A 24408-nucleotide genomic window follows, 5' to 3' on the forward strand; every position below is an offset into this window, starting at 1 on the left:
CCTTCAATCACGCGAGTCGACCGCCCAGTCACGCGAGTCAACCGGCGCGGTGCGTGTGTCGTCCGGCCGAGTGCGTGAGCCGACCCTCCGGGTACGTGAGTCGACCCTTCAGGTACGTGAGCCGACCTTCCGGGCACGCGGGCCGGCCGTACGGGTTCGCGTGTCGTCTCTTCACTCACGCGAGTCGGCTCTTCGATCACGCGTGTCGACCCGCCGATCACAGGGCACCCGAGGTTTGTCGGCGGTCTTGCCGGGATGCCGGAGTGCTTCGGGGCGCCGTCGTGAGTCGTCGGCTGGGGGAGGTCGGATGACCGTCCCCACGCAACGCAGTGCCTCCGACCTCCCGACCCGGATGCTCGTGCTGTGGTGCCCGGACTGGCCGGCCGTCGCCGCGGCTGCCGTGGGCGGTGTTGCCGTTACCCGGCCTGCTGCCGTCTTCGCCGGCAACCGGGTTGTCGCCTGTACCGCCGTCGCGCGGCGGGATGGGGTGCGGCGGGGGATGCGGCGGCGGGAGGCTCAGTCGCGGTGTCCCGACCTGGCTGTCTTCGGGAACGATGACGAGCGGGATGCCCGGCTGTTCGAGGCCGTCGCGCGGGCTGTCGAGGCGCTTGTCGTCGGGGTCGAGGTGGTGCGTCCCGGGCTCGTGGCCGTGCCGGTCGCGGGGGCCGCGGGGTACTTCGGGGGTGAACACGCGCTCGTCGAACGGCTCGTCGACGAGGTGTCCGCCGCCGCGGGTGTGGAGTGTCAGGTCGGCGTCGCCGAGGGGCTTTTCGCCGCGACGCTCGCCGCGCGGCACGGCGCGTTCGTCGAACCCGGGCGGGTGGCCGAGTTCCTCGCGCCGCTGCCCATCACCGAGCTTGACGACCGCCCCGAACTCGTCGATCTGTTGCGACGGCTCGGGTTGCGGACGCTCGGGGCGTTCGCGGCCTTGCCGGAGCGTGACGTCGTCAACCGGTTCGGCGCCGACGGGATGCTCGCCCACCGGCTGGCCCGGGGCCGCTCGGAACGTCCGCCGCTGCGGCGACGTCCACCGCCCGAACTGACGCTCACCGAGGAGTTCGATCCCGTCGTCGAGCGGGTGGACGTCGCCGCGTTCCTCGCAAAGGGCCTCGCGACGCGGTTCTGCGCCGGGCTGGCGGGCCACGGGCTCGCCTGCACCCGGCTCGGCATCCACGCCGTCACCGAAGACGGCGAACAGCTCGGCCGGGTGTGGCGCTGCGCGGAACCGCTGACGCCCGCCGGGGTCGCCGATCGCGTGCGCTGGCAGTTCGAAGGCTGGCTGCGGCCCGGGCACCGGCCGAAGTCCGGCGTGGTGCGGCTGCGGCTGGAGCCCGAGGAGACCGTCGAGGGGCGGTCGCTGCAGCTCGAGCTGGGTGGCGAAGGCGGACTGGCGGAGGCCGACGAACGCGCGGCGCGGGCGTTCGTCCGGGTCCAGGGGCTGCTCGGGCCCGAAGGCGTGCTCACCCCGCTGCTCGACGGCGGCCGCGACCCGGCGGCCCGGCTCCGGCTCGTGCCGTGGGGCGACCCGCGCGAGCGGACGACGCCCGCCGGCGCCACCTGGCCGGGACGCCTCCCCGCGCCCTCCCCGGCGACCGTCCTCGACCGGCCGGTGCCCGCCCAGGTCTTCGACGCCGAAGGCCGCGCCGTCGGGATCACCGCGCGCGAGTGGGTCACCGCACCGCCGCGGCGGCTGAGCGTCGCGGGCGGGGCACCGCGGGACGTCGTGGGCTGGGCCGGCCCGTGGCCGCTCGCGGGCGACCGCCGGCGGCCGCGTCCGCAGCGGGCGCGGCTCCAGCTGCTGCTCGCGGCCGGACCGGATGAGCCACCCGAAGCGGTGCTGGTGCACTGCGCGGGCACCGAGAATCCTTTGTGGACGGTTGAGGGAGTGTACGACTGAGCATGGACGAGGACTACGCACGCCTGCTGCGCGACTGGTTGCGCGCCGACCCGGGGACGCCGCGCCCCCGCCCGGACTCCGACGACGTGGCGATTCCGCTACCCCGGCGCTCCGAGGAGAATCGCCGCCCCCGCGACGCAAAGGGCCGGACTGCGCCCGAAGTCCGAGAGGGCGCCGAGTCGGAGAGCCGAGCTGAGGAGGAGGACCGGACTGAGGCGGAGGGCCGGATTGCGGCGGAGGGCCGAGACGGCGGCGAGCCGGAGAGCCGAGCTGAGGAGGAGGGCCGGACTGCGGCGGAGGGCCGAGAGGGCCGGGAGCCGGAAAGCCGGAGTGCGGCCGAGGAGCGGAGCCGCTGGAACCATCCCTCCAACTGGCATCGCCGGAAAGCGGCGGAGCGTGCGGAGATCGGCGATCGCGTGGCCGAGCCCGAGGTGCCGCGCTGGCCGCTGCGCGATCCCGACATCCAGGCCGGACGGCCAAGCCGCTCGAATCGGCTCGATGAGCAGCGCCCCTGGCGGGAGCTGGACGACGCCATCGACCGAAGCCGCCGTGAAGAGCTTGACGCGACTCGGGAACGCAACCGGAGCAACGACGGCCGGAACAACGACAACGACGATCCCGAGGACCGGAGCCGCTAGATGGGGTGGAACAACCCGCCCGTCCCCTGGAAGGACCTCGCGAGGCGGCTGAACGGCGACCACGGCGACCACGGTGCGCGCGGCGACCACGGCGACAGCCCCGCCTGGAGCCGCCACCGCGAGGGCTACCAGCGGCCGGACGACCTGCCCGGACGCAGCACCGACGACGGCGGCGAGGCCGTCCGGGTGCCCTACGCCGAACTGCACTGCCACTCCAACTTCAGCTTTCTCGACGGCGCCAGCCATCCCGAAGAACTCGTCGAGGAGGCCGCCCGCCTCAACCTCGACGCCATCGCCCTCACCGATCACGACGGCATGTACGGCGTCGTGCGGTTTGCCGAGGCCGCGCGGGAACTCGGCGTGAACACCGTCTTCGGTACCGAACTCAGCTTCGGGCTCCGCGGTCCGCAGAACGGCGTCGCCGACCCCGAAGGCGAGCACCTCCTGCTGCTCGCCCGCGGGGATCAGGGGTACCGGGCTCTCTGTCGCGCCATCACCGCCGGGCAGTTGTCCGGGTTCGACGGCCGGAGCGCCAAGGCCGAGAAGGGCCGGCCCGTCTACGACCTCGACGCGGTCGCCGAGGAGGTCGCCGGGCAGTGTGTGGTGCTCACCGGCTGCCGCAAGGGTGCGGTGCGCTCGGCCCTCGTCACGCACGGCCCGGCGGCCGCCGCCGAGAGCCTGCAAAGCCTCGTCGAGAGGTTCGGCCGTGACAACGTCTACGTCGAGCTCACCGACCACCGGCAGCCGCTCGACAGCACGCACAACGATCTGCTCAGCGAAATGGCGAAAGAGCTCGGGCTGCCCACCGTCGCCACCACCGCCGCGCACTACGCCCGGCCCGAGCGGGCCCGGCTGGCCGACGCGCTCGCCGCGATCCGGGCCCGGCGGGCGATCGACGACCTCGAAGGCTGGCTTCCCGCGGACGGCGCGGCCTTCCTCCGCTCGGGCGCGGAGATGGACGTGATGTTCCGGCGTTATCCCGGCGCGGTACGGCGTTCGGCGTTGCTGGGCATCGAATGCGCGTTCCCGCTGAAACTCCTCGCGCCCAAGCTGCCCCCGTTCGACGTCCCCAAAGGCCACACCGAGACGACGTACCTGCGCGAACTCACGAACGCGGGCGCGGAAGAACGCTTCGGCGGCAAGGACCACGAGGCCAAAGCGAAAGCGCAGATCAAGCACGAACTCGCCATCATCGAAGAACTCGGCTTTCCCGGGTACTTCCTGATCGTCTGGGACATCGTGCGGTTCTGCCGCGAGAACGACATCCTGTGCCAGGGCCGCGGTTCGGCCGCGAACTCGGCCGTCTGCTACGCACTCGGCATCACCAAGGTCGACTCCGTCGCCTACGAACTGCTCTTCGAGCGCTTCCTCGCTCCGGACCGCGACGGCTACCCGGACATCGACCTCGACATCGAGTCCGACCGCCGCGAAGAGGCCATCCAGTACGTCTTCGCGAAACACGGCCGGCTCAACACCGCGCAGGTCGCGAACGTCATCACCTACCGCGCCCGGTCCGCGGTCCGGGACGCCGCGCGGGCGCTCGGGTACTCGCCCGGCCAGCAGGACGCCTGGAGCAAGCAGATCGACCGCTGGGGCTCGTTGCGCGACACCGAAAAGGACCACGACCACGACATCCCGGACGAGGTCGTGCAGCTCGCGTTCGCGCTCGAGGACTTCCCGCGCCACCTCGGCATCCACTCCGGCGGGATGGTCATGTGCCAGGAACCGGTCAGCCAGGTCGTGCCGGTCGAGTGGGCGCGGATGGCCGACCGCAGCGTGATCCAGTGGGAGAAGGAGGACTGCGCCGCCGCCGGCCTGGTCAAGTTCGACCTGCTCGGCCTGGGCATGCTCTCCGCGCTGCACTACATGCTCGACCTCGTCGAGGAGTACAAGGGCGACAAGGTCGACCTCGCCGAGCTGGACCTCACCGACCAGAAGGTCTACGAGATGCTGTGCCGCGCCGACGCGGTCGGTGTCTTCCAGGTCGAGAGCCGGGCGCAGCTGGCGACGCTGCCGCGCCTGAAGCCCGACGAGTTCTACGACCTCGCCGTCGAGGTGGCGTTGATCCGGCCCGGGCCGATCCAGGGCGGCTCGGTGCACCCGTACATCCGCCGCAAGCAGGGCAAGGAGACCTGGACCTACGACCACCCGCTGCTGGAGAAGGCGCTGCACAAGACCAAGGGTGTGCCGCTGTTCCAGGAGCAGATGATGCAGATCGCGTTGGACGTCGCGAACTTCACCGCGGCGGAGGCCGACCAGCTGCGGCACGCGATGGGCTCGAAACGTTCCGAGAGCAAGATGGACCGGCTGCGGCAGCGGTTCCTCGAGGGCGCGGCCGCCAACGGCGTCGAGGAAGAGCTCGCGAAGAAGATCTTCCTGAAGCTCAAGGCGTTCGCGAACTTCGGCTTCCCCGAGAGCCACGCGCTGAGCTTCGCGCACCTGGTGTTCTCCAGTGCCTACTTCAAGCTCTACCACCCGGACGCGTTCCTGGCGGGCCTGCTGCGCGCGCAGCCGATGGGCTTCTACTCACCGCAGTCGCTGGTCGCCGACGCGCGCCGCCACGGCGTCACCGTGCACGGCCCGGACATCAACCGCAGCCTGCCGCACGCCACTTTGGAGCCGGACGGGGGAAAGCTGCACGCCGTGCGCACCGGGCTGAGCACGATCCGGCTGATCGGCGAGGAGCTGGCGAAGAAGATCGTGACCGAACGGGAAACGGGCGGCTACACGGACATGGCCGACGTCGCCCGCCGCGTCCGGCTCACCACGCCGCAGATCGAGGCGCTGGCCACGGCGGGGGCGTTCGAGAGCTTCGGCGGCGATCGCCGGCAGGCGTTGTGGACCGCGGGCGCGGTCGCCGGTGAACGCGCGGAGAAGCTCCCGGGCCTGATCAGCGCGCAGGCCCCGACGTTGCCCGGGATGGACGGCCTCGACGTCGCGGCCGCGGACGTCTGGGCCACCGGCGTCTCGCCGGGCAGCTACCCGACCGAGTTCATCCGCGACCGCCTCGACGCGCTCGGCGTCGTCCCGGCGGCCCGCCTGGCCGACCACGACGACGGCGCGCGCGTGCTGATCGGCGGCGCGGTCACCCACCGGCAGCGCCCGGCGACGGCGGGCGGGATCACGTTCCTCAACATCGAGGACGAGACGGGGATGGTCAACGTGATCTGCACGCTCGGCCTGTGGCAGCGCTACCACCGCGTCGCGCGCGGCAGCTCGGCGCTGCTGATCCGCGGCGTCGTCGAGAAGGCCGACGGCGTGCTCAGCGTCCTCGCCGACCGCGTCGAGGCGCTGCCGATGCGGATCAAGGCGAAGTCGCGCGACTTCCAGTGACTCAGGCGCGGCGGACGATCGTGACGATCTCCGGGCTGGAATCGGTCACCGGCGTGCGGTCCCAGTAGCCATACTGCTCGTCGACGACCAGGCCGGCCTCCGCCACGAAGGCGGAAAGTGTTGGCACATCGAGGAAACGCAACGTCGACTCGCTGAACCGCGGCGCGTCCCAGCCCGGGCTCTCGAAGGTCGTCTTGAAGGTGACGCGGCCGTCCTCGAAGGGGCCGGCGTCGTTCCACGAACGCACCGTGCCCGCTTGCGACACGTTCTCCGGCGTCCAGCGCTCCCAGGCGCGACGCGCGGGGTTGCGCGTGTCGAACCCGAAGCGGCCGGCCGGGGTCAGCGCGCGGTGGATCGCGGCGAACGTCGTCCGCAGCTCGTCGTCGGTCAGCAGCACCTGGAACGCGTGCCCGGTCATCACGGCGAAGTCGAACTCGCTGTCCCAGCGTGCGGTCGACAAATCGCCGAGCACCCACTCGACGTCGTCACGACGGCGGGCTTGCGCGAGCATCCCGGGAGCCGGGTCGAGGCCGACCAGCCGGCCGGTGTGGCCGGACTCGCGGGCCCAGTGCAGCAGCGAGCCGGTGCCGCAGCCGACGTCCAGCACCGACTCCGCGGCCATGATCATCGGCAGGTAGAACGCGAAGTCGCCGGAGCTCTCCCGCGGGTTCAAGGCGTCGTACAGCGCGGCGAGTCCGGCGTCGTCGAAGGCGTGATCAGGCACAACGCCAACGTAGTGACCGGCTCAAGAGAACTCATCCGGTTTTCGGTGCCAGGCCGAGCAGTTCCGGCCGCACGGCCAGCTCCCGCCAGTACGCGCCGGGGTCCGCGACCAGCCGCCGCCGGTCCAGGTCCAGCAGGCCGGAGACGCTCTCGACCTCGGCGACGAGCGTGCCGTCGGGCGCGCGGAACTCCTGCGTCACCCGCGACGTCTTCCCGGTGCCCCAGTGGAACGCGCAGCCGACCTCGACCTCGCTGCCGCGGAGCTCACGCCGGAACCGCACGGTCGTCTCCAGGTTCACCGGCCCGATCCGGCGCGCGGTCAGCTCGGCCGGGTCGATCCCGGCGGCCTGGACGCACGTCCAGCGCGCGTGGTCGGCGTAGGCGAGGTAGGCCGGGCCGCGGACGTGGCCGTTGACGTCGAGGTCGTCAGCGCGCACCGCGATCGTGACGCGAAAGGTCATGTCCCGGATCTTCGCGGCGGGCGGCGGGTGGCGTCTGGAACTTTTCGGCCACGCGCACGAGCGCGGCGGGGGAGGAGCCGGACAGCCGGCGGCAGTCGCGGCCGAGGTGGGACTGGTCGGCGTACCCGAGGTCGGCGGCGACGGCGGCCAGCGACGTCCGCCGGGCCGCGAGCGGTTCGAGCCGGCGTAGGAAGCGCTGGAACCGCCGGATCCGGTGCACCTGCTTCGGCCCGGCGCCGACCGCGTGCGCCAGGTGCCGCCGCAACGCGCGGTCGCTGACGCCCAGCTCGCCCGCGACATCGGTCGTCCGCGTCCCCGGTCCGCCGAGCGCGTCGACCGCGGCCAGCACGCGCCGATCGGGTGTCACGCCGCGCGAGGCGACCAGCTCTTCGAGAACTTCCCGCTGTACCAAGGGATCCTCGGTGGCGGCCAGGATGTCGGAAGCGCGTCGGGCCGTCGCGCCCCAGAGGTCGCTCAGCCGGGTCGCGCCCGCGGGCAGCTCCGCCATCGGCGTGCCGAGCACCGCGCCCGCGGCGCCGCACCGGAGCCGCACGCCGACCCGGGACGCCGCGGCCGGGACCCACAGCCGCAGCGACGCGCCGGCCGTGACGACCACCGTGAGCGCCTCGCCGTCCCAGACCAGGTCCGCGCAGCCGTCCGGGAGCACGCGCAGCGGCCGCGCCCAGCCGGTGCGCCCGTGCCAGCCGCAGGCCAGCACGCCCGCGAGCGCGGGCGGCGGCGCGACTTCGCGGTAGCTCGACCGCGTGCTCGCGGTGACCGCCAGCGGCCGCAGCGGAACTCCCATGACGCCAGTATGCAGCGGTCAGGAGCTGTCCTATTTCGCCGTTAGCGTCGCCCGCACAACCAAGGAGGCGTCATGGTCAACCCCGTTCCCGACGGCTACACGACGGTCACCCCGTGGATCATCGGCCGCGACACCGCCGGCCTGCTCGACTTCCTGAAGCACGCCTTCGACGCCGAAGAACTCGGCCGGGTCGTCGGCGAGGACGGGAAGATCGGGCACGCGGAGGTCCGCATCGGCGACGCGGTCGTGATGGCCTTCGACGCCGCGGACGACTGGCCGGAGACCCCGGCGTACCTGCGCCTGTACGTCCCGGACAGCGAGGAGACGCAGCGGAAGGCCCTGGAAGCGGGTGCGACCGAGGTGACGCGGCAGACGGAACTGTTCTTCGGCGACCGCGTCGGCCGGGTGCGCGACCCGTTCGGCAACCTCTGGTGGATCCAGACCCGGCTGGAGAACCTCGACGAAGCCGAGATGACGCGCCGCGCTCAGCTGCCCGAGTACGTCGCGGCGATGAACTACGTCCAGGGCGCGGACCTGGTCAGCCGTCGTCCATAGTGGACGGTTGCGGCCCGGCCGCGGCGGTGTGACACCCTGGGGCCGTGCTGGAAACCGGTGAGGACTACCGCGAAGCGGGGTTGTCCGGCCAGTGGTGGGAAAAGCGCCGGTTCACCGGCTGCGACTTCACCGGGGCGGACCTGAGCGGGCTGCAGACCCGTGGCTGCACGTTCGACGACTGCGACTTCAGCCGGGCCGACCTGTCGCGCTCGCGGCACGAGGCGTCGGCGTTCCGCTCGTGCACGTTCGACCGGACGGTGCTCGTCGACAGCCGCTGGTCGTCGTGCTCGCTGCTGGGTTCGTCGTTCGGCGACAGCGGGTTCGGCGGGATCGCGCTCACCGAGTGCGACCTCTCGCTGGCGTCGCTGGCGAAGGCGCGGCTGCGCCGGCTCGGGCTGTCCGGCCTGCGGCTGCGCGAAGCCAACCTGATGGAGGCCGACCTCACCGGCGCCGACCTGCGCGGCAGCGACCTGACGGGCGCGCGCCTGCAGGGCGCGAAGCTCGACGGCGCGGACCTGCGCGGCGCGCGGCTCGACGCGAACGCCCTGGTGCAGGCCGATCTCCGGGGTGCGCAGGTCGACATGGAGACCGCGGTCTCCTTCGCCGCCGCGCACGGCCTGATCGTCCGCTAGACGAAGAAACCGGCGGCGAGCACAGGGTGCTCGCCGCCGGTTCACGCGTGTACTCAGTCGATCGGCGGTTCGCCCGGGTCGAGCTCGAGCAGGGCGCCGTCGGCGACCAGTTCCTCGATCGACGCCGGGAGCAGGTACGCCGACCCGCCGCCGGGCTGGTTGAACCACGGGATCGCGACGCCCGCGAGCGTCTCCAGCGGCCGCTGCACCCGGTACACGTGGTACGGGCGGTTGATCCACTCCGGCACCAGCGACCGCTCGGCGAACGGCGTGCCCGCCGCGTACGTCAGGTTGCCGTTCGGGCCGCCGAAGCGGTCCAGTTCGCTGCCCGCGGGCAGCTCGCGCAGCTCCTTGCCGCGGAACAGCGTCAGCGGCGGCTCCCCGGACATCGGCCCGATCGGCCACTGCTGGTTACCGCCACCACCGCCGCCGTTGACAGCCCCGCGGACCGGCTCCGGACGACCCTGGCCGGGCGGGACCAGCGGGGCGCCCTGGGGCACCGGCGCCAGGACCGTCGGCGCGGCCTGCGGCGGCTCACGGCGCGGCGGGGCCGGGGCCGGGGGCGGCGGTCCGGCCTGCTGCTGCGCCAGTGGCGGCGGACCACCCGGGCCGGCGGCGACCGGCGCGGGCGGGCCGGGCTGACGCACCGGCGTCGGCGGCTCGTCGTCTTCGAGGTCGCCGAACAGCTCGTCGGCGCTGGTGAACGCCGTCTGCTCCTGCAGCGGCACCGGCTCGGGTTTGCGGACCGGGTACGAGCCGGTCGCGATCTCCGGCGACAGCGTCGCCACGACCCGCTGCGGCACGGGTTCCGGCTCAGGCTCGGGTTCCGGTTCGGGCTCCGGCGCGGGTGGCTCCTCGGCGACCACGTGGCCCTCCGGGTGGAGCAGCAGCTTGCCGAGCATGAACGCGGCCGCGTCCTCGGCGTCGCCGAACACCGCGGGGTTGCTGAGCTTGCCGTCGTACCAGCCGACGCGCCAGCCGTCGTCGACCTGCTCGACGCTCCAGCCGTGCTCGGCGGGCTCGCCCAGCTTGTAGCTGCTCTCCGGGACGTCCAGTTCGTCCAGTTTGGACTGCAGCCCGGCCAGCACCGGGTGGTCCGGCGTCTCGCGGCGCAGCGCGCGCCGGCCCGAGCGAGGGGCGGCGGGCTCGGCCTGAGCAGGCGCCTGGACGGCCGGCTGGGGTGCCGGCGGTTCCGGCACCGGCAGCACGCCGGGCACCTCGGGCTGGGTGATCATGGTCGGCGGGCCGGGGTCGAACGCGGCCGCGTGCGCCGGCTCGTCCTCCCGCCGCGGCTGGCCGGGCTCGAACGCGGCCCGCGCCGGCTCGTCGTCGTGGGAGACGTCCTGGGCATCGTGGTCGTCGAACCCGTCGTCGTCCCGCACCGGCGGCTGGAAGACGGTCCGCCCCGCGGCATCCTGAGCAGGCTCGAAGGCGGCGTGCGCCGGTTCGTCGGCGGCCGGCTCCTCGTCGTGGCGGCCCTGCGGGAAGCCGTGCGGGTCTGCCGGCTCCGGCTGACCGGCGTCGAACGCGACGCCGTCGTGCGCCGGCTCCTCCTGCCCGATCGGCTGGTCGGGGACGTACTCCGCGGTCTCCTCGAGGTCCGGCACCCGGCCGGGCTCCGGCGTTGTGCCGTTCGTCCCGGCGGCGTGCCCGGCCGGCTCGTAGTGGCCGTCTTCGGTGTACTGGTCGTCCTCGGCGAAGCGGTCGTCGAACTCCTGGTCGTCGTAGCCGTCTTCGGTGTACTCGGCCTCTTCGGTGTACTCCTGCTGCGGTGCGCCCGCGGCGGGGTACGCCTCGTCCTCGTAGTGCTCCTCGGCCGGGGTCTCGGGCTCCGCCGTGTGCGTCAGGAGCGGCGGCTCGACCTGCGCGGGCGGCTCCTGGTGCTGCTGCGGCGGCGCCACGGGCGGCACCGGCAGGGCCGGGGGAGCCTGCGCGGCCATGGCCGCCTGCGGCGGGCCCGCGGGGGCCTGCTGCTGCGGCGGCCCCTGCTGTTGCTGCTGCGGCGGGGGCGGGCCCTGCGGCGGCGGCCCGGCGGGACGCTGCTGCGGGTTGCCCCGGGTCAGGTACGCCCCGGCGGCCTGCAGCGTCGGCTCGTCGACCGGCGGCAGCTTGAAGCCGACGGCGCGGACGTGCTCGACCAGGTCCGGCTCCGGCGAGACGCCGTACTTGCGCAGGTAGAAGTTGACGGCGGCGGGCCAGATCCACTGGCCGTCGCTGTGGAACGCGACCGGGACGGTCGCCTCGGGCGTCTGCGCCAGCCGGTCGATGTCGTACCCGCGCTCGGTGACGACCAGGGGGGCCCGGTCGAGGTACTCGAGCATCCGGTCCTGCTCGTCGACCTCGAGGTCGGGCCGGTTGATCACCGGTCGGCCTGCCGGGCCGATCGTGTCGAAGATCCGGGCGATCCGGAAGTGCGGCCCCGGCTGCTCCGGGCCGAGCCCGGACATCCGCCGGATCAGCCACTCGGGCACGTTCTCCTCCGTGCGGGGGAACATGCGCAGTTCGTCCGAATAGGCCTGTGGGGGCGGCGCGAGGTTCCACACGGGTTCGTCGCGGTTGTACTCGAGGTTGTAGCTGGACGGGTGGTCCAGCTGGTACCGCGCGTTGAACCAGGTACCCCGGCCGTCGCGGTACATCCCACCGCGCAACCGCCCGAAGAGGGTCGCGATGTCGTGGGTGGCGAGCCATTCGTGCACCGAGCCGTCCTCGGTGACGATCTCGCCGGTCAGCTCGTGGTACCTCCCGACGGCTCGGTACTCCGCGCTGACCTTGCGCCAGTCGCGGGGGGCGGCGCGCAGCAGTGCCAGCCCGATCTGCTTGACCAGGGTGTCCTGCTCCGTCGCGTTCAGCTGCGTCGTCGGTTGTGCCACGGGGACATTTTGACTGTTCGCGCGCGCGAGTGCACCCCGCATGTGGGTTTTGCCGCTCGACGGGTCAGCCGCACACGCCCTGACCTCGCGTGATGCGACGTGCCATAGATCACAGGTTGGTCGCGGACAAGATCACGGAGGGCCGCTCCGGGAGTGGCGATGAGTTTACGGGCTGCGACCGCGTACGCCTGGAAGCGACGCGCGGGCGCCCCTTTGCCAGAATGGGCGTTGTGACGGCGAAGATTCTCGACGGCAAAGCCACCAAGAACGCCATTTTCGCGGAGCTCGAGCCGCGCGTCGCGGCGCTGGCCGCGAAGGGGGTGACGGTCGGCCTGGGCACCGTCCTGGTGGGAGACGACCCGGGCTCGCACTCGTACGTGCGGATGAAGCACGCCGACAGCGGCAAGATCGGCGTCAACTCGATCCGCCGCGACCTGCCGGCCGACATCACCCAGGAGAAGCTCGAGGCCGTCGTCGACGACCTCAACGCCGACCCGGCCTGTCACGGCTACATCGTCCAGCTGCCGCTGCCGAAGCACCTCGACGCCAACCGCGTCCTCGAGCGCATCGACCCGGAGAAGGACGCCGACGGCCTCGCCCCGGTCAGCCTCGGCCGGCTGGTGCTCGGCCAGCGCGGCGCCTTGCCGTGCACGCCGTACGGGATCATCGAGCTGCTCACGCGCCACGGCGTCGAGCTGAACGGCGCGCGCGTCACCGTCGTCGGCCGCGGCATCACCGTCGGCCGCACGCTGGGCCTGCTGCTGACCCGCCGCAGCGAGAACGCCACCGTCACCTTGTGCCACACCGGTACTCGCGACCTCGCGGCCGAGGTCCGCCGCGCGGACATCGTGGTCGCCGCGGCCGGCGTGCCGGGGATCATCACGCCGGACATGGTCGCCCCGGGCGCCGCGGTGCTCGACGTCGGCGTGTCCCACGTGGACGGCAAGCTCACCGGCGATGTTCACCCGGACGTGGCCGAGGTCGCGGCCTGGATCTCGCCGAACCCCGGCGGCGTCGGCCCGATGACCCGGGCGATGCTGGTGAGCAACGTCGTCGAAGCGGCGGAGCGCTCGGCCCAGGCCCGATGACCATGACCGACGACCGGCGGGACCAGCGGGACCGCCGGCCACGGCAGGCGCGGTTCACGCAGCTGCCGTTCGCGGCGGTCCTGGTGGTCGTGGCGGTCGCCGCCCTGCGGATCTTCCAGTACCACTGGCGCGAGGGCGCGGCGCTGATCGGCGCCGCGCTCCTCGTCGCCGCGGTGCTGCGGGCGGTGCTGTCGACGGAGAAGGCCGGGCTGCTGGCGATCCGCGGCAAGGTCGTCGACATCGTCACCTACGTGGGCCTGGCCGCCTTGATCCTGTTCGTGGCGCTGACGATCATCGGCGGCCCGCTCAGCTCCTCTTAGGACGCCATCGCGAGTTCGCGCTCACGTCGTTCGACGCGGGCTTCGCGACGGTCCAATGTGCCCGAGACGATGGCCAGCGAGAGGCCGAAGACGGCCAGCAGCGCGCCGACCCAGTTGGGGGCGACGAGGCCGAGGCCGCCGGCGATGACCAGGCCGCCGAGGTAGGCCCCGATCGAGTTGGCGATGTTGAACGCCGACTGGACCGCCGCCGAGACCAGCGACGGCGTGCCGCCGGCCTTCTCCATGATCCGGGCCTGCATCATCGGGCCGATCATGAACCCGGCGACGCCGACGAAGAAGATCGTGATCGCGGCGCCGACCTTGCCCTGCGCGGTGATGGTGAAGATGCCCAGCACGCAGGCCAGCGCGAGCAGCGCGGCGTACAGACCCGGCATCAGGGCCTTGTCGGCCAGCCGGCCGCCGAGCAGATTGCCGATCGTCATGCCGACGCCGGCCAGGGACAGCAGCAGCGTGACGTTCGACGGCGAGTAGCCGGCGACGTCGGTCAGCATCGGCGTGATGTAGCTCAGGCAGGCGAACACGCCGCCCAGCCCGAACGTGACGATCGCCAGCGCCAGGTGCACCTGCGGCCGCTTGAACGCGCTGAGCTCGGTGCGCAGCGACGCTTCGGCGGGCTTGCCCTGGTGCGGCACCAGCTTGGCGATGGCGGCCGCGGCGACCAGGCCGATCACGGCGACGACGCCGAAGGTGGCGCGCCAGCCGACCTGCTGGCCGAGCAGCGTGCCCAGCGGCACGCCGATGACGTTCGCCAGGGTCAGCCCGAGGAACATCATCGAGACGGCCTTGGCTCGCTGGCCGGGGCCGACGAGGCCGGACGCGACGACCGCCCCGGCGCCGAAGAACGCGCCGTGGGGCAGGCCGGCGAGGAACCGGAACGCGACGCCGAACTCCTGGTTCGGCGAGAGCGCGAAGAGGGCGTTGCCCAGCGTGAACAGGCCCATCATGGCCAGCAGCATGGTCTTGCGCGGCAATCGGACCGCGGCTGCCGTGAGCAGCGGGGCGCCGACGACGACGCCGAGGGCGTATCCGGAGATGAGGTAGCCGGCGGTCGGGATGTCGACGCCGAAGTCGGCGGCCGTCTGGGGCAGCACGCCCATCATGACGAACTCGGTGGTCCCGATGCCGAAGGCTCCGATGGCGAGCGCGAGCAGCGCGACGGGCACGGCACTCCTTCCAAGGTGAGAAATCGATTACCCGGACGATCTTGGATCTGCTTCTGGATCGGTTCAGTCCGGGGGCAAAAAGGAAGACAGCTACCCGGCACCGACGCCGTGAGCTGCCCTACGCACAGTCCAACCGACGAGGGGGGTCGTTGTCATCCCGATATCGGGTGACGATCCACACCCGGGACGCGCGGGTCAGCGAGGCGCGGCGAGGACGCCGTCCAGCAGGCCCGGGAACAGGGCGTCAAGATCCTTGCGGCGCAACGAGTTGAACCGGGTCGTGCCTTCCTGGCGGCTGGCGACGACGCCGGCCTGACGCAGGATGCCCAGGTGGTGCGTGAGTGTGGACTTCGTCACCGAGACGGCCAGCGCACCGCACGAGACCTCGCGCTCCGACGCCGCCAGCTGGCGGACGATCGCCAGGCGCACGGGGTCGGCGAGCGCGCGGAGCGTGCCCTCGACGGTCATCTCGTCCTGCCCGGGGTGGACGAGCGGCGTCAGCGTGACGGACTTGGCCATGGGTCCATAGTACGACGCCGGTCGAAATTGTCGCCACCGCGTAGTACGGTGGCCATCGAACTACGACGTTCGTCGAACCAATCGCCTGCTTCGCTTGGGGGGCTCCACCATGTCCGCACCCTCGCCCTCGAGGATCTCCGTGCTCGCCTTCGGCGCGTTCGGCGTCGGGACCAGCGGCTACATCGTCGCCGGGCTGCTGCCCGCGCTGACCGGCGAGCTGCACGTCTCCGCCACCGCCGCGGCGCAGCTGGTGACCGCGTTCGCCATCGCCTACGCGATCGGCTCGCCGCTGTTCGCCGCCGTCACCGGCACCTGGGAACGCCGCACGCTCCTGGTCGCCGCGCTCGTCGTCACCGCGGCCGGCAACCTGTTCGCCGCGCTCGCGCCCGGCTACGGCACGCTCCTGGTCGCCCGGGTGGTGACCGCGATCGGTGCCGCGGTGTTCACGCCGGCGGCCAGTGCCGTCGCGGCCGAGCTGACCAGCCCCGAACGCCGGGGCCGCGCGATCGCGCTCGTGTTCGGCGGCCTGACCGTCGCGCTCATCTTCGGCGTGCCGCTGGGCAGCCTCATTTCGCAGCACCTCGGCTACCGGACGGCGTTCGCGCTGGTCGCCGCGTTCTCCCTGGCGAGTGCGCTGGCCGTGCGGCTGGCGCTGCCGTCGGTCGCCGCGCCGCCGCGGGTCACCCTGGCCGAGCGGTTCGCCGCCGGCCGCGACCCGCGCGTGCTCGTCATGCTGGCCGTGACGGTCCTCGGGTGCCTCGCCGCGTTCATGGTCTACACGTTCGTGTCCCCGCTACTGGCCGCGACCGCGGGCGTCCACGGCACGGCGGTCACTGTGCTGCTCTTCTGCTACGGCGTCGGCGGGGCGGTCGGCAACTTCGCCGGTGGCCGGGCGGCCGACCGCTGGGGTTCCCGCGCGCCGCTGCTCGTCGTGACGGCCGGGATCACCGTCGTGCTGGCGCTCCTGCCGATCGCGACGACGACGCCGATCGCGGCCGGCGTCACGCTGTTCGTGTGGGGCGTGGCGACGTGGTCGTTCAGCCCGCCGGTGCAGCACCGCCTGATCGAGCTGGCCCCGGGCCACGCGGGCCTGGTGCTCTCGCTCAACGCGTCGGCGATCTACCTGGGCGTCGGCCTGTCGGGCGTCGTCGGCGGCGCGGTCCTCGACTCCGCCGGCCCGCTGGTGCTGCCCGAGGTCGCCGCCGCGCTGACGCTCGTCGCGCTGCTGCTCGTCAGCATGGCGTGGGGCCGGGTCCGGGAACGCCGTGAAGAGGTCGCGGTCGGTTAGCCGACGGGACCGCGCCGGTCCACTTCGGACAGTGCGTCGCGCCGGTGGTTACGCGGGTGAGACGGGTTCGGCCGCGGCGGCCTTGGCGGCCTTCTTGAACGCGCGGACCTGGGCGAGCGACTGGGCGTTGGTGACGTCCGCGATGGACCGGTGGGACCCGCGGTCGCCGTAGGCGCCGGCCGCTTCGCGCCAGCCCTTCGGGGCGACGCCGCGCTGCTTGCCGAGGAGGGCGAGGAAGATCTTCGCCTTCTGCTCGCCGAAACCGGGCAGCGCGCGCAGCCGCTTCAGGACCTCGGGACCGTCGGGCTTCGGGCGTCCGGCGGTCCAGAGCCCTTCCGCGTGGCCGTCGTAGTTCTCGATGATGTGCTCGGCGAGCGCGTGGACGCGGCGCGCCATGGAGCCGCCGTAGCGGTGGATGGCGGGCGGCACGACGCACATCTCGACGAAGGTCTGGACGTCGGTCGCGGCGATCTTGGCGATGTCGAAGCCGTCCATCCGGTCGGCGATCTTCCGCGGGCCGGCGAACGCGTGCTCCATGGGGTACTGCTGGTCCAGGAGCATGCCGACGAGCAGGGCGAAGGGATCGTCGTTGAGCAGCTTGTCGGCCGCGGGGTCGCCGGTCAGGTGCAGTTCGCGCAGCATGTGGCCATTTTGACACAAGCGCCGTCTCCGAACGTGCTCCGTCGCGCGGGTTCGCCCGGGCCGGTCAGCGCGTCTTGGAGTACCGCGCCGGCGTCACGCCCAGGTAGCGCTTGAAGTGCCGCGTCAGGTGGGCCTGGTCGGTGAACCCGGCGGCCGCGGCGACGTCGGCGGCGGGAGTGCCGTCGAGCAGCAGCCGCCGCGCGCGGTCGACGCGGCGGCCGGTCAGGTAGCGGTGCGGCGGCAGGCCGAACCGCGCGCCGAAGCAGCGCACGAGGTACGCGGGGTGCGCGCCGAGCGTGTCCGCCGCTTCGGCGAGCGTCATCGCTTCGGGCAGCTTCGCGTCGAGCAGGTCACGCAGCTCGTCGGCGAGGCCGCGCTTCGGTTCGTGGGCCGCGGGTCGCCCGAGGTGGGTGCGCAGCCGGTCGGCCACCAGCACGAGCCGGCTTTCGGCCTCGAAGGCGTCACCCGCGTCGGCCAGGGACTCGTGCAGCTGGTGGATCCGCGTGCGCAGCAGGCCGTCGGCGAGGCTCGGGCGGTCGACCGCGGCGCCGATCAGGTCCTCGCCCAGCACCGGCGCGTCCAGGTACAGCACGCGCTTGCGGAAGCCGTGGCTGGTCGCGGCGCGCCCGTCGTGGGCGACGTTCGGCGGCAGCAGCGTCACCGCCGGGCCGAGCGCGCCGTGGTGGTGGCGGTCGAGGTCGTAGCGGATGACGCCGTCGTCGACGATCAGCAGCGTCCACGTGTCGTGCGTGTGCAGCGGGTAGGCGTGGGTGGTGAACCGCGCGTGGAAGACCTCGGCGATCCCCGGGACCGCCGGCCGCCAAGCCGAGACGCGCGCCTCCATGTCAAGAACGTACAAGACGCGGGCGTCGGCGGCGGGCGACGCTTTCCGCATGAGTTCCTTCGACACGAAGATCGCCGTCCTGCTGCGGGACGACCTGGCGTCCTGGCAACGGCTCAACGTCACGGCGTTCCTGGTCAGCGGCATCGCGCACGTCACGCCCGAGCTGATGGGCGAGCCCTACGAAGACGCCGACGGCACGGCCTACCTGCCGATGTTCGGCCAGCCGGTGCTGGTCTTCGCCGGCACCGGGGACGTCCTGACCGCGGCGCACGGCCGCGCGCTCGGCCGCGGCCTGCGCATCTCGATCTTCACCGACGAGCTGTTCCACACGGGCAACGACGACGACAACCGCGCCGCGGTCCGCGCGGTGCCGGGGGAGAAGCTCGCGCTGGCGGGCCTCGCGGTGCACGGCCCGAAGAACGCCGTCGACAAGATCCTCAAGGGCGCGTCGCTGCACCGCTGACCGGGACCCCGGAAACGGTTGCACGGCCCGGCGAAAAGTGGCGAACCGCGCAAACCCGGGGCGCGGCTCGCGACCGGTGCCATTATCGCCGTCAGAGCCGCGGGAGGCGGCCCTGACTGGGGAGGTAGTCCTTGAAAACCATGCTGCGCACCGGTGTGCTCGCCGCATCCACGCTGGCGCTGGGTCTCGCTTTCGTGCCGGTGGCTTCGGCGGATCCGGTCCAGACGGTCGCCTACGTCTCGGAGCCTGGCGCACACCCGCTGACGGGCTCCGCGAGCTACTCGGCGCCGGGTGACGAGATCACCGTCTTCGAGTCCACCAGCGGCGTGCTGTGGATCGACGTCCAGTCCGGCCTGAAGGACCTGAACGTCGAGCTGAGCGCCCCGGCCGGGGAGACCCTGCACACCGGGACCTACACGGGCGCGCGGTTCCGCGGCCAGAGCGACCCGGCGCTTGCCGGCCCGGGGATCTTCGTCTACGCGGGCGGTCTCGTCTGCGGCGACGACTACGCCGAGTTCACGATCGACCGCCTGGACCATTCGGCCGACGGAAAGCTGACGGACTACGACGGAACGTTCGTCCAGCGTTGCGGCACCCCGGACGGCCCGGCCACCCACGGCGAGGTCCACTTCCACGTGTGAAGTCCATGAGGGGCACCCCCAGGGCGCTTAGGTCCCTGAAGGTGCCCCTCACGGCACGAGCCGCTCCAGCGGGGGCAGTGCCCCGGTCGTCAGCCAGGTGACCCAGTCGGCCGGGGCGAACACGCAGTTCCCGCACCACACGCGGCTCGCGCTCTCGGCGGCGAGCAGCCTGACGGCCTGCCACAGCTCGTCATCGGCGTCGTGCCGATCGAGGGTCACGCGGCCCCCGGCTGTCCGGCAGAAGACGCCGGTGCGGGACGTCGCCAGCCGGTCCCGGCGCTGGAGGAACCAGCCGTCGGGATCGGCGGGTGTGCCCGCGTCGCCGCCGAGAATCCGCCAGGCCACCGTGGGGCCGAGCGCCTCCTGCCACCGCGCGGGATCCAGCGGGGCGGTGAGCCGCAAGGTGCAAGCGTTTGCGCTCGGTTCCGGCAGCACCGGCCGACGGTCCGTCCGCAGCAGCGTCAACTCGAACGCGGAAGCCGTCACGCGGATCCGGAGGGGCGCGAAGAACTCGGCCGTCGTCAGCCCGTCGGCTTCCCAGCACGACGGTTCCTCCATCGTGTGGTCCGCGGCCGGCGGCCCGGCCATCGCCAGCTCGCCGCGGTCGGTACTCAGCTCGTAGACCTCGAAGACGGAAACCTCGCCGGGCACGAACCGGCCGCCGGTGTGCGCTTCCAACCGCAGCGAGACGCGGCTCCCGTCCGTCGTGACCGCCGTCAGACGACCGTCGGCGAACCGTGCCAGGTCGAGATTCACGGGGCCGTCGCGTGCACCACGAACACACTTCGCGTCCCGACCGCGAACGTCGTCGCCGAGACGTCCACGAACCCCGCGGCCAGCGCCGCCGCCTCGGTTTCGTCCGTCGGGAACGTGAGGTCCCGCGGGACGAACGCCTCGAACTGCCCCGACGGCCGGAACCGCAGCCCCGACACCACCGAGAACGCCAGCCGGCCGCCCGGGCGCAGCACGCGGCGCCAGTCGGCGAAGGCCACCGCGCCCAGGAAGTGCAGCGACGACGCGCACAGCACGACGTCGGCCGTGTGGTCCTCGACCGGCATCGGGACCGCCGGTCCGGCCTGCCACGTGATCACCCCCGACGGGTCCTGTGAAGGCGCCTTCGCCTCGGCCCGCGCGAGCATCGCCGGCGACAGGTCCACGGCGAGCACCCGCGAGGGCTTCAGCCGCAACGCCGCGTACGCCGCGAAGCCCGTCCCGCACGCGACGTCGAGGACCAGCTCAGGCCCCTCCGGCAGGGGTAGGACCAGCGCTTCCGCCACCGAAGCGTGGAAGGTGTCTTCGTCGTAGTTCTCGGCTGTGCTGTCGAAGAAATCGGCTCTGGTGTCGTGGTCCACAGCACCCAACCTAGCCGGGCGGACCAGCGGTTTTCAGTCGCCGGCGGCCCGCGAACCCCAGGTCCGTGCGGTGGTACCAGCCCATCTCCGGATCGCCTTCCAGCCAGCACAGCAGGACGTCGACGCCGTCCAGCTCGGCCGGGAAGTCGACCAGCAGCGGCGCGAAGCCCTTCAGCTCGGCGCCGGTGTGCTGCACCGTCGTCATCAGGTCGTCGAGCCGGGCCTGCGCGGCCTTCCACTCGGGCAGCCCGCCCAGCACCGTCGCGCGGCCGCCCGGCCGCAGTGACGCGGCGAGCTCGGCCGCGTCGGCGCGGACGCGCACCAGCTCGTCGAGGACCGGCCGCAGCCGCGCCAGTTCGTCACACGCTTCCGCGACGGTGAACAGTCCCATCCGCCGATTTTGCCACCGGCGCGCGTCAGGCTTCGCGGCGCCGCCGGACCAGCGCGTTGGCCAGCCCGCTGCCGACGAGCAGGAAGCCGACCCCCAGCAGCCCGCCGATGAACAGGAAGTCCATGACGCCGTAGGCGATGTCGCTCTTCGGCATCAGGTTCACCAGCTTGAAGCCCCATTCGGGCACGGCCATCGCGGCGACGCCGGGCAGCACGCCGTAGATCAGCCCGCCCAGGATCGGGCCGGCGGCGGACAGCGCGCCGAGCGCGGCGACGAGCAGCAGCAGGATCGCGCCACCGGCCAGCAGCGCGATGCCGAGCGGGTCGCGGTTGGTGCTCAGGGTGGCCTGGATCAGCTGCTGCTGCCGCAGCCCGCCCCAGCTCAGCAGACCCAGCGCGACCGGGGTGAGCAGGAGCCCGCCCAGTGCGCTCACCAGGTGGGCGACGCCGCGGCGCGGCCGTTCTTCGAGCACGTCCGGGGTGTCGTCGTAGTCGTCGTATTCGTCTTCGTATTCGGCGTACCGATGGGTCGACATGGCCGTCACCTCCCGCATGATGAGTTCACGGATGGCATCGTGCCCTGGTTCACCCCATCGGCGCGACGATCGCTCGGCGAGCGGTCGGATCGGGTGACCGGCAGGTCGTGCCCGGTGATCCCGGCCACAATCCACGGGTGGAGACTTGATGCCGACCACTACTTGAACCATCCAGCCGCGTCAAGCAGTACGCTTGTACCGCTACCGGCGAGACTTAAAAGAAGAACGCGAAGATCCGCGGAAGGAGCACCGCTGCTCATGGCCAAGATCAAGGTCCAGGGCACCGTCGTCGAACTCGACGGCGATGAGATGACCCGCATTATCTGGCAGTTCATCAAGGACAAGCTGATCCACCCGTACCTGGACGTGAACCTGGACTACTACGACCTGGGTATCGAGGAGCGGGACCGCACCGACGACCAGGTCACCATCGACTCCGCGAACGCCATCAAGAAGCACGGCGTCGGCGTCAAGTGCGCCACGATCACCCCGGACGAAGCGCGCGTCGAAGAGTTCGGCCTCAAGAAGATGTGGCTGTCCCCGAACGGGACCATCCGCAACATCCTCGGTGGCGTGATCTTCCGCGAGCCGATCGTCATCCAGAACATCCCGCGGCTGGTGCCGACGTGGACGAAGCCGATCATCATCGGCCGCCACGCCCACGGCGACCAGTACAAGGCGACCAACTTCAAGGTCCCCGGCCCGGGCACGCTGACCATCAGCTACACCCCGGACGACGGCTCCGAGCCGATGGAGTTCGAGGTCGCGAAGTTCCCCGAGGGCGGCGGCGTCGCCATGGGGATGTACAACTACAAGAAGTCGATCGAGGACTTCGCGCGCGCCTCGCTCCAGTACGGCCTCGACCGCGGCCTGCCGGTGTACCTCTCCACCAAGAACACGATCCTCAAGGCCTACGACGGCCAGTTCAAGGACGTCTTCGAGGAGATCTTCCAGGCCGAGTTCAAGGCCGACTTCGACGCCAAGGGCATCTCCTACGAGCACCGCCTGATCGACGACATGGTCGCCGCGGCGATGAAGTGGGAGGGCGGCTACGTCTGGGCGTGCAAGAACTACGACGGTGACGTCCAGTCCGACACGGTCGCGCAGGGCTTCGGCTCGCTCGGCCTGATGACGTCGGTGCTGCGCACGCCGGACGGCCGGACCGTCGAGGCCGAGGCCGCGCACGGCACGGTCACCCGGCACTACCGCCAGCACCAGCAGGGCAAGCCGACGTCGACGAACCCGATCGCGTCGATCTACGCCTGGACCCGCGGCCTCGAGCACCGCGGCAAGCTGGACGGTAACCAGGAGCTCATCGGCTTCGCGAACAAGCTGGAAGAGGTCGTCGTCGAGACGGTCGAGTCCGGCCAGATGACGAAGGACCTGGCGCTGCTCATCAGCAAGGACCAGCCGTTCCAGACGACCGAGGAGTTCCTCGCGACGCTGGACGACAACCTGGCCAAGAAGATCGCCCAGGGCTGATCGATCGGACGAAAGCCCCCTTCCCGGAATGTCGGGAAGGGGGCTTTCGCGTGGTTCGGCCGAGCACACTGCGTAACCGTCGGAGGGCCTTGATTGGCGCCTCCGGGTGGTTACGCCGCCCGGCGCTGTTCGTCTGGGTAAAGGATTGCCTACCCTGGCGTGCAGGACGGGATTCGTGGTGAAGGAAGGCGTGGTCCTCGTATGTCGAAGAAAACGCTGATCATCGTCGGTGCCATCGTCGCGGTCATCGTCATCTACGCGTTGAACACGAACAAGCAGGCGTCCGGGGCGTCGACCACCGGCTGCAAGGTCACGGTGATCGCGGACGTCCTCAACGCCCGCGAAGCCGCCGACGGCAACGCGAAGGTCGTCGGGAAGTACCTGCGTGACGCCCAGTTCGACGCGCTGCCGGGTGTCCAGAACGGCTTCCGGAAGGTGGCCGACGACAAGTGGGTCGCCGCCGCGTTCACCGAGCCGGTCGCCGGGTCCGCCTGCTGATCGTCCCGGTCAGACGCCCAGGAGGTCGGTGCCGAGGGTGATGACGCCGCACAGCGCGGCGGTCAGCCCCAGCACCCGCGCGCGTTTCGGGTCGCGCTTGGCCGCGGCGCGCCAGTAGAGGCCGATGCCGATCACCAGCATCAGCAGTTCGACGACGGCCGAGACGGCGGGCAGCCGCCAGAGCCCGAAGCCGAACGTCGGCAGGTCGCCCGCGTTGCCGGGCAGGATCGGCAGGTCGGCGCGGTGCACGACGAGGTCGAGCAGCCAGTGCGAGAACACGACGCCGCCGAGGACCAGGCCGGCTTCCCGGCCGAGCCGCCACGCGGCGACGGCGCCGAACAACGCGGCGAGCACGAGCGCGCCGACGAGGGAGTGCGTGTAGTCGGCGTGGATGACGCCGCCGCCGTACCCTTCGCCGTCGATCGTCTCGACGCCGGAGAGGTAGAGCGGCACGAACACGACGTCCAGCCACGCGGTGGCGAGCATGAGCGTCCACACGGGAATGGCCGGGCGGCCGGCCTTGACCGCGGCCGCCAGCCCGAAGTGCCCGGCGATCATCGGCGGGCCTCCGTCCAGGGGAAGCGGGCGTCGAGCACACCGAGCCCGACGGTGAACAGGAGCACGGCGATGATGAAGGTCATCGTGGATTCTCTTTCTCCGCATAGGTTTTCAGGCCTTGGACGAGCATGGTCTTGAGGACTTCGAAGCTCTCGTCGACGTCTTCGGGCCGCCCGAAGCCGCCGGAGGCCTCGAGCCCGGCGAAGCCGTGGACGGCGGCGCGAAGACAGCGCGTCGCGTGCACGGACCGCGCGTGGTCGAAGCCGAAGGGCCGGAGCACGGCGAAGACGACCTCGGCGACGGCGTGGGTCGCGGTGCTCAGTTCGACGTCCCCCCGGTCCGGATCGGCGGTGAGAGCACCGGTCCGGCGCGGGTGTTCCCGCAGGTAGCCGCGATAACCGTCGGCGAGCGCCCCGACGGCTTGGTCCCCCGCGCGCCCGGTGGCGGCGGTGCGCAGGACGTCGGCCATCTCCTGAACCACCCGCAGATCGACGAGCCGCCGCAGGTCGGCGAGGTTCTTGACGTGCTTGTAGAGCGAGGGCGCGGCCACCCCGGCCCGCTCGGCGACCTTGGCGAGGGTCAGCTCGTCGGGCCCGTGCTCGTCGACGAGGACGAGCGCAAGATCGACGACGGTTTTGGTGGTGAGCCCGGCCCTAGGCGACATGACTCTGGCTACTTGGCATAGCCTT

The 24408-nt window shown here is 71.9% G+C and carries 26 protein-coding genes; 12 read left to right on the top strand and 14 right to left on the bottom strand.

Going from position 1 to position 24408, the window contains the following annotated elements; translation table 11 throughout:
* The first annotated feature begins 352 nt into the window (after positions 1-352).
* The 3 genes from MUY22_RS16455 to MUY22_RS16465 are packed head-to-tail and all read left to right on the top strand — an operon-like array spanning position 353 to position 5868.
* Entirely contained in the window at positions 353-1897 is a 1545-nt protein-coding gene (locus MUY22_RS16455; RefSeq protein ID WP_247063918.1) for a DNA polymerase Y family protein, read from the top strand.
* A gap of 2 nt (positions 1898-1899) precedes the next feature.
* Complete coding sequence (locus MUY22_RS16460) at positions 1900-2535, top strand: hypothetical protein (protein ID WP_247060703.1); 636 nt, start codon at positions 1900-1902, stop codon at positions 2533-2535.
* On the top strand, positions 2536-5868 hold the full coding sequence (locus MUY22_RS16465) for an error-prone DNA polymerase (RefSeq protein WP_247060705.1): 3333 nt from the start codon (positions 2536-2538) through the stop codon (positions 5866-5868). It abuts the gene before it with no gap.
* Position 5869: 1 nt separating this feature from the next.
* Here the strand turns inward: MUY22_RS16465 and MUY22_RS16470 are convergent, their stop codons facing one another.
* The 3 genes from MUY22_RS16470 to MUY22_RS16480 are packed head-to-tail and all read right to left on the bottom strand — an operon-like array spanning position 5870 to position 7857.
* Entirely contained in the window at positions 5870-6592 is a 723-nt protein-coding gene (locus MUY22_RS16470; protein ID WP_247060706.1) for a class I SAM-dependent methyltransferase, read from the bottom strand.
* A 31-nt stretch (positions 6593-6623) separates the two neighbouring features.
* On the bottom strand, positions 6624-7052 hold the full coding sequence (locus MUY22_RS16475) for a thioesterase family protein (protein WP_247060707.1): 429 nt from the start codon (positions 7050-7052) through the stop codon (positions 6624-6626).
* Positions 7018-7857: a helix-turn-helix domain-containing protein gene (locus tag MUY22_RS16480; protein WP_247060708.1), complete on the bottom strand. Its 840-nt coding sequence runs from the start codon at positions 7855-7857 to the stop codon at positions 7018-7020. Before MUY22_RS16480 ends, MUY22_RS16475 begins: the two co-directional genes overlap by 35 nt.
* A gap of 72 nt (positions 7858-7929) precedes the next feature.
* On the opposite strand from MUY22_RS16480, the gene MUY22_RS16485 reads away from it, so the two are divergent.
* Together MUY22_RS16485 and MUY22_RS16490 are read left to right on the top strand one after the other, a co-directional pair.
* The gene (locus tag MUY22_RS16485) at positions 7930-8412 is read left to right on the top strand and encodes a VOC family protein (protein ID WP_247060709.1); all 483 of its coding nucleotides are present in this window, start codon (positions 7930-7932) and stop codon (positions 8410-8412) included.
* 44 nt (positions 8413-8456) lie between these two features.
* Positions 8457-9044 (top strand): pentapeptide repeat-containing protein, encoded by a 588-nt coding sequence (locus tag MUY22_RS16490; protein ID WP_247060710.1) that lies wholly within the window; start codon positions 8457-8459, stop codon positions 9042-9044.
* A 53-nt stretch (positions 9045-9097) separates the two neighbouring features.
* Here the strand turns inward: MUY22_RS16490 and MUY22_RS16495 are convergent, their stop codons facing one another.
* The gene (locus MUY22_RS16495) at positions 9098-11956 is read right to left on the bottom strand and encodes a TNT domain-containing protein (RefSeq protein ID WP_247060711.1); all 2859 of its coding nucleotides are present in this window, start codon (positions 11954-11956) and stop codon (positions 9098-9100) included.
* 188 nt (positions 11957-12144) lie between these two features.
* On the opposite strand from MUY22_RS16495, the gene MUY22_RS16500 reads away from it, so the two are divergent.
* Together MUY22_RS16500 and MUY22_RS16505 are read left to right on the top strand one after the other, a co-directional pair.
* Entirely contained in the window at positions 12145-13002 is an 858-nt protein-coding gene (locus MUY22_RS16500) for a bifunctional methylenetetrahydrofolate dehydrogenase/methenyltetrahydrofolate cyclohydrolase (RefSeq protein ID WP_247060712.1), read from the top strand.
* Positions 12999-13322 carry a DUF3017 domain-containing protein gene (locus MUY22_RS16505; RefSeq protein WP_371827622.1) on the top strand — a complete coding sequence of 108 codons (324 nt, stop codon included), beginning with the start codon at positions 12999-13001 and terminating at the stop codon, positions 13320-13322. The genes MUY22_RS16500 and MUY22_RS16505 overlap by 4 nt, the downstream gene beginning before the upstream one ends.
* Here MUY22_RS16505 and MUY22_RS16510 read toward each other — a convergent pair.
* Both MUY22_RS16510 and MUY22_RS16515 read right to left on the bottom strand, forming a co-directional pair.
* Entirely contained in the window at positions 13319-14506 is a 1188-nt protein-coding gene (locus MUY22_RS16510) for an MFS transporter (RefSeq protein WP_247060714.1), read from the bottom strand. The genes MUY22_RS16505 and MUY22_RS16510 overlap by 4 nt on opposite strands.
* Positions 14507-14701: 195 nt before the next feature.
* Positions 14702-15025, bottom strand: coding sequence for a helix-turn-helix transcriptional regulator (locus tag MUY22_RS16515; protein ID WP_247060715.1), 324 nt, complete (start codon positions 15023-15025; stop codon positions 14702-14704).
* A 109-nt stretch (positions 15026-15134) separates the two neighbouring features.
* Here MUY22_RS16515 and MUY22_RS16520 point away from each other — a divergent pair, with 109 nt between their 5' ends.
* The gene (locus MUY22_RS16520; protein ID WP_247060716.1) at positions 15135-16313 is read left to right on the top strand and encodes an MFS transporter; all 1179 of its coding nucleotides are present in this window, start codon (positions 15135-15137) and stop codon (positions 16311-16313) included.
* A gap of 48 nt (positions 16314-16361) precedes the next feature.
* On the opposite strand, the gene MUY22_RS16525 is transcribed toward MUY22_RS16520, so the two are convergent.
* Positions 16362-16955, bottom strand: coding sequence for an HhH-GPD-type base excision DNA repair protein (locus MUY22_RS16525; protein WP_247060717.1), 594 nt, complete (start codon positions 16953-16955; stop codon positions 16362-16364).
* 64 nt (positions 16956-17019) lie between these two features.
* Positions 17020-17799: an AraC family transcriptional regulator gene (locus MUY22_RS16530; RefSeq protein ID WP_247060718.1), complete on the bottom strand. Its 780-nt coding sequence runs from the start codon at positions 17797-17799 to the stop codon at positions 17020-17022.
* Positions 17800-17848: 49 nt separating this feature from the next.
* On the opposite strand from MUY22_RS16530, the gene MUY22_RS16535 reads away from it, so the two are divergent.
* Together MUY22_RS16535 and MUY22_RS16540 are read left to right on the top strand one after the other, a co-directional pair.
* On the top strand, positions 17849-18262 hold the full coding sequence (locus MUY22_RS16535; protein ID WP_247060719.1) for a DUF2000 domain-containing protein: 414 nt from the start codon (positions 17849-17851) through the stop codon (positions 18260-18262).
* A 140-nt stretch (positions 18263-18402) separates the two neighbouring features.
* Positions 18403-18903 (top strand): hypothetical protein, encoded by a 501-nt coding sequence (locus tag MUY22_RS16540; RefSeq protein ID WP_247063920.1) that lies wholly within the window; start codon positions 18403-18405, stop codon positions 18901-18903.
* 48 nt (positions 18904-18951) lie between these two features.
* Here the strand turns inward: MUY22_RS16540 and MUY22_RS16545 are convergent, their stop codons facing one another.
* The 4 genes from MUY22_RS16545 to MUY22_RS16560 are packed head-to-tail and all read right to left on the bottom strand — an operon-like array spanning position 18952 to position 21181.
* The gene (locus MUY22_RS16545) at positions 18952-19659 is read right to left on the bottom strand and encodes a hypothetical protein (protein WP_247060722.1); all 708 of its coding nucleotides are present in this window, start codon (positions 19657-19659) and stop codon (positions 18952-18954) included.
* Complete coding sequence (locus MUY22_RS16550) at positions 19656-20255, bottom strand: class I SAM-dependent methyltransferase (RefSeq protein ID WP_247060724.1); 600 nt, start codon at positions 20253-20255, stop codon at positions 19656-19658. Before MUY22_RS16550 ends, MUY22_RS16545 begins: the two co-directional genes overlap by 4 nt.
* 10 nt (positions 20256-20265) lie before the next feature.
* On the bottom strand, positions 20266-20646 hold the full coding sequence (locus MUY22_RS16555) for a DUF2203 domain-containing protein (RefSeq protein ID WP_247060726.1): 381 nt from the start codon (positions 20644-20646) through the stop codon (positions 20266-20268).
* A gap of 25 nt (positions 20647-20671) precedes the next feature.
* Positions 20672-21181: a hypothetical protein gene (locus MUY22_RS16560; RefSeq protein ID WP_247060728.1), complete on the bottom strand. Its 510-nt coding sequence runs from the start codon at positions 21179-21181 to the stop codon at positions 20672-20674.
* Positions 21182-21439: 258 nt separating this feature from the next.
* Here MUY22_RS16560 and MUY22_RS16565 point away from each other — a divergent pair, with 258 nt between their 5' ends.
* Both MUY22_RS16565 and MUY22_RS16570 read left to right on the top strand, forming a co-directional pair.
* Positions 21440-22663 (top strand): NADP-dependent isocitrate dehydrogenase, encoded by a 1224-nt coding sequence (locus tag MUY22_RS16565; protein ID WP_247060730.1) that lies wholly within the window; start codon positions 21440-21442, stop codon positions 22661-22663.
* A gap of 201 nt (positions 22664-22864) precedes the next feature.
* The gene (locus MUY22_RS16570) at positions 22865-23161 is read left to right on the top strand and encodes an SH3 domain-containing protein (RefSeq protein ID WP_247060731.1); all 297 of its coding nucleotides are present in this window, start codon (positions 22865-22867) and stop codon (positions 23159-23161) included.
* A gap of 9 nt (positions 23162-23170) precedes the next feature.
* Here the strand turns inward: MUY22_RS16570 and MUY22_RS16575 are convergent, their stop codons facing one another.
* Positions 23171-23719: a permease gene (locus tag MUY22_RS16575; protein WP_247060732.1), complete on the bottom strand. Its 549-nt coding sequence runs from the start codon at positions 23717-23719 to the stop codon at positions 23171-23173.
* A 79-nt stretch (positions 23720-23798) separates the two neighbouring features.
* Positions 23799-24383, bottom strand: coding sequence for a TetR/AcrR family transcriptional regulator (locus MUY22_RS16580; protein ID WP_247060733.1), 585 nt, complete (start codon positions 24381-24383; stop codon positions 23799-23801).
* Positions 24384-24408: the final 25 nt, after the last annotated feature.

The sequence above is a fragment of the Amycolatopsis sp. WQ 127309 genome (assembly GCF_023023025.1).
In the GTDB taxonomy this organism is placed as follows: Bacteria; Actinomycetota; Actinomycetes; order Mycobacteriales; family Pseudonocardiaceae; genus Amycolatopsis.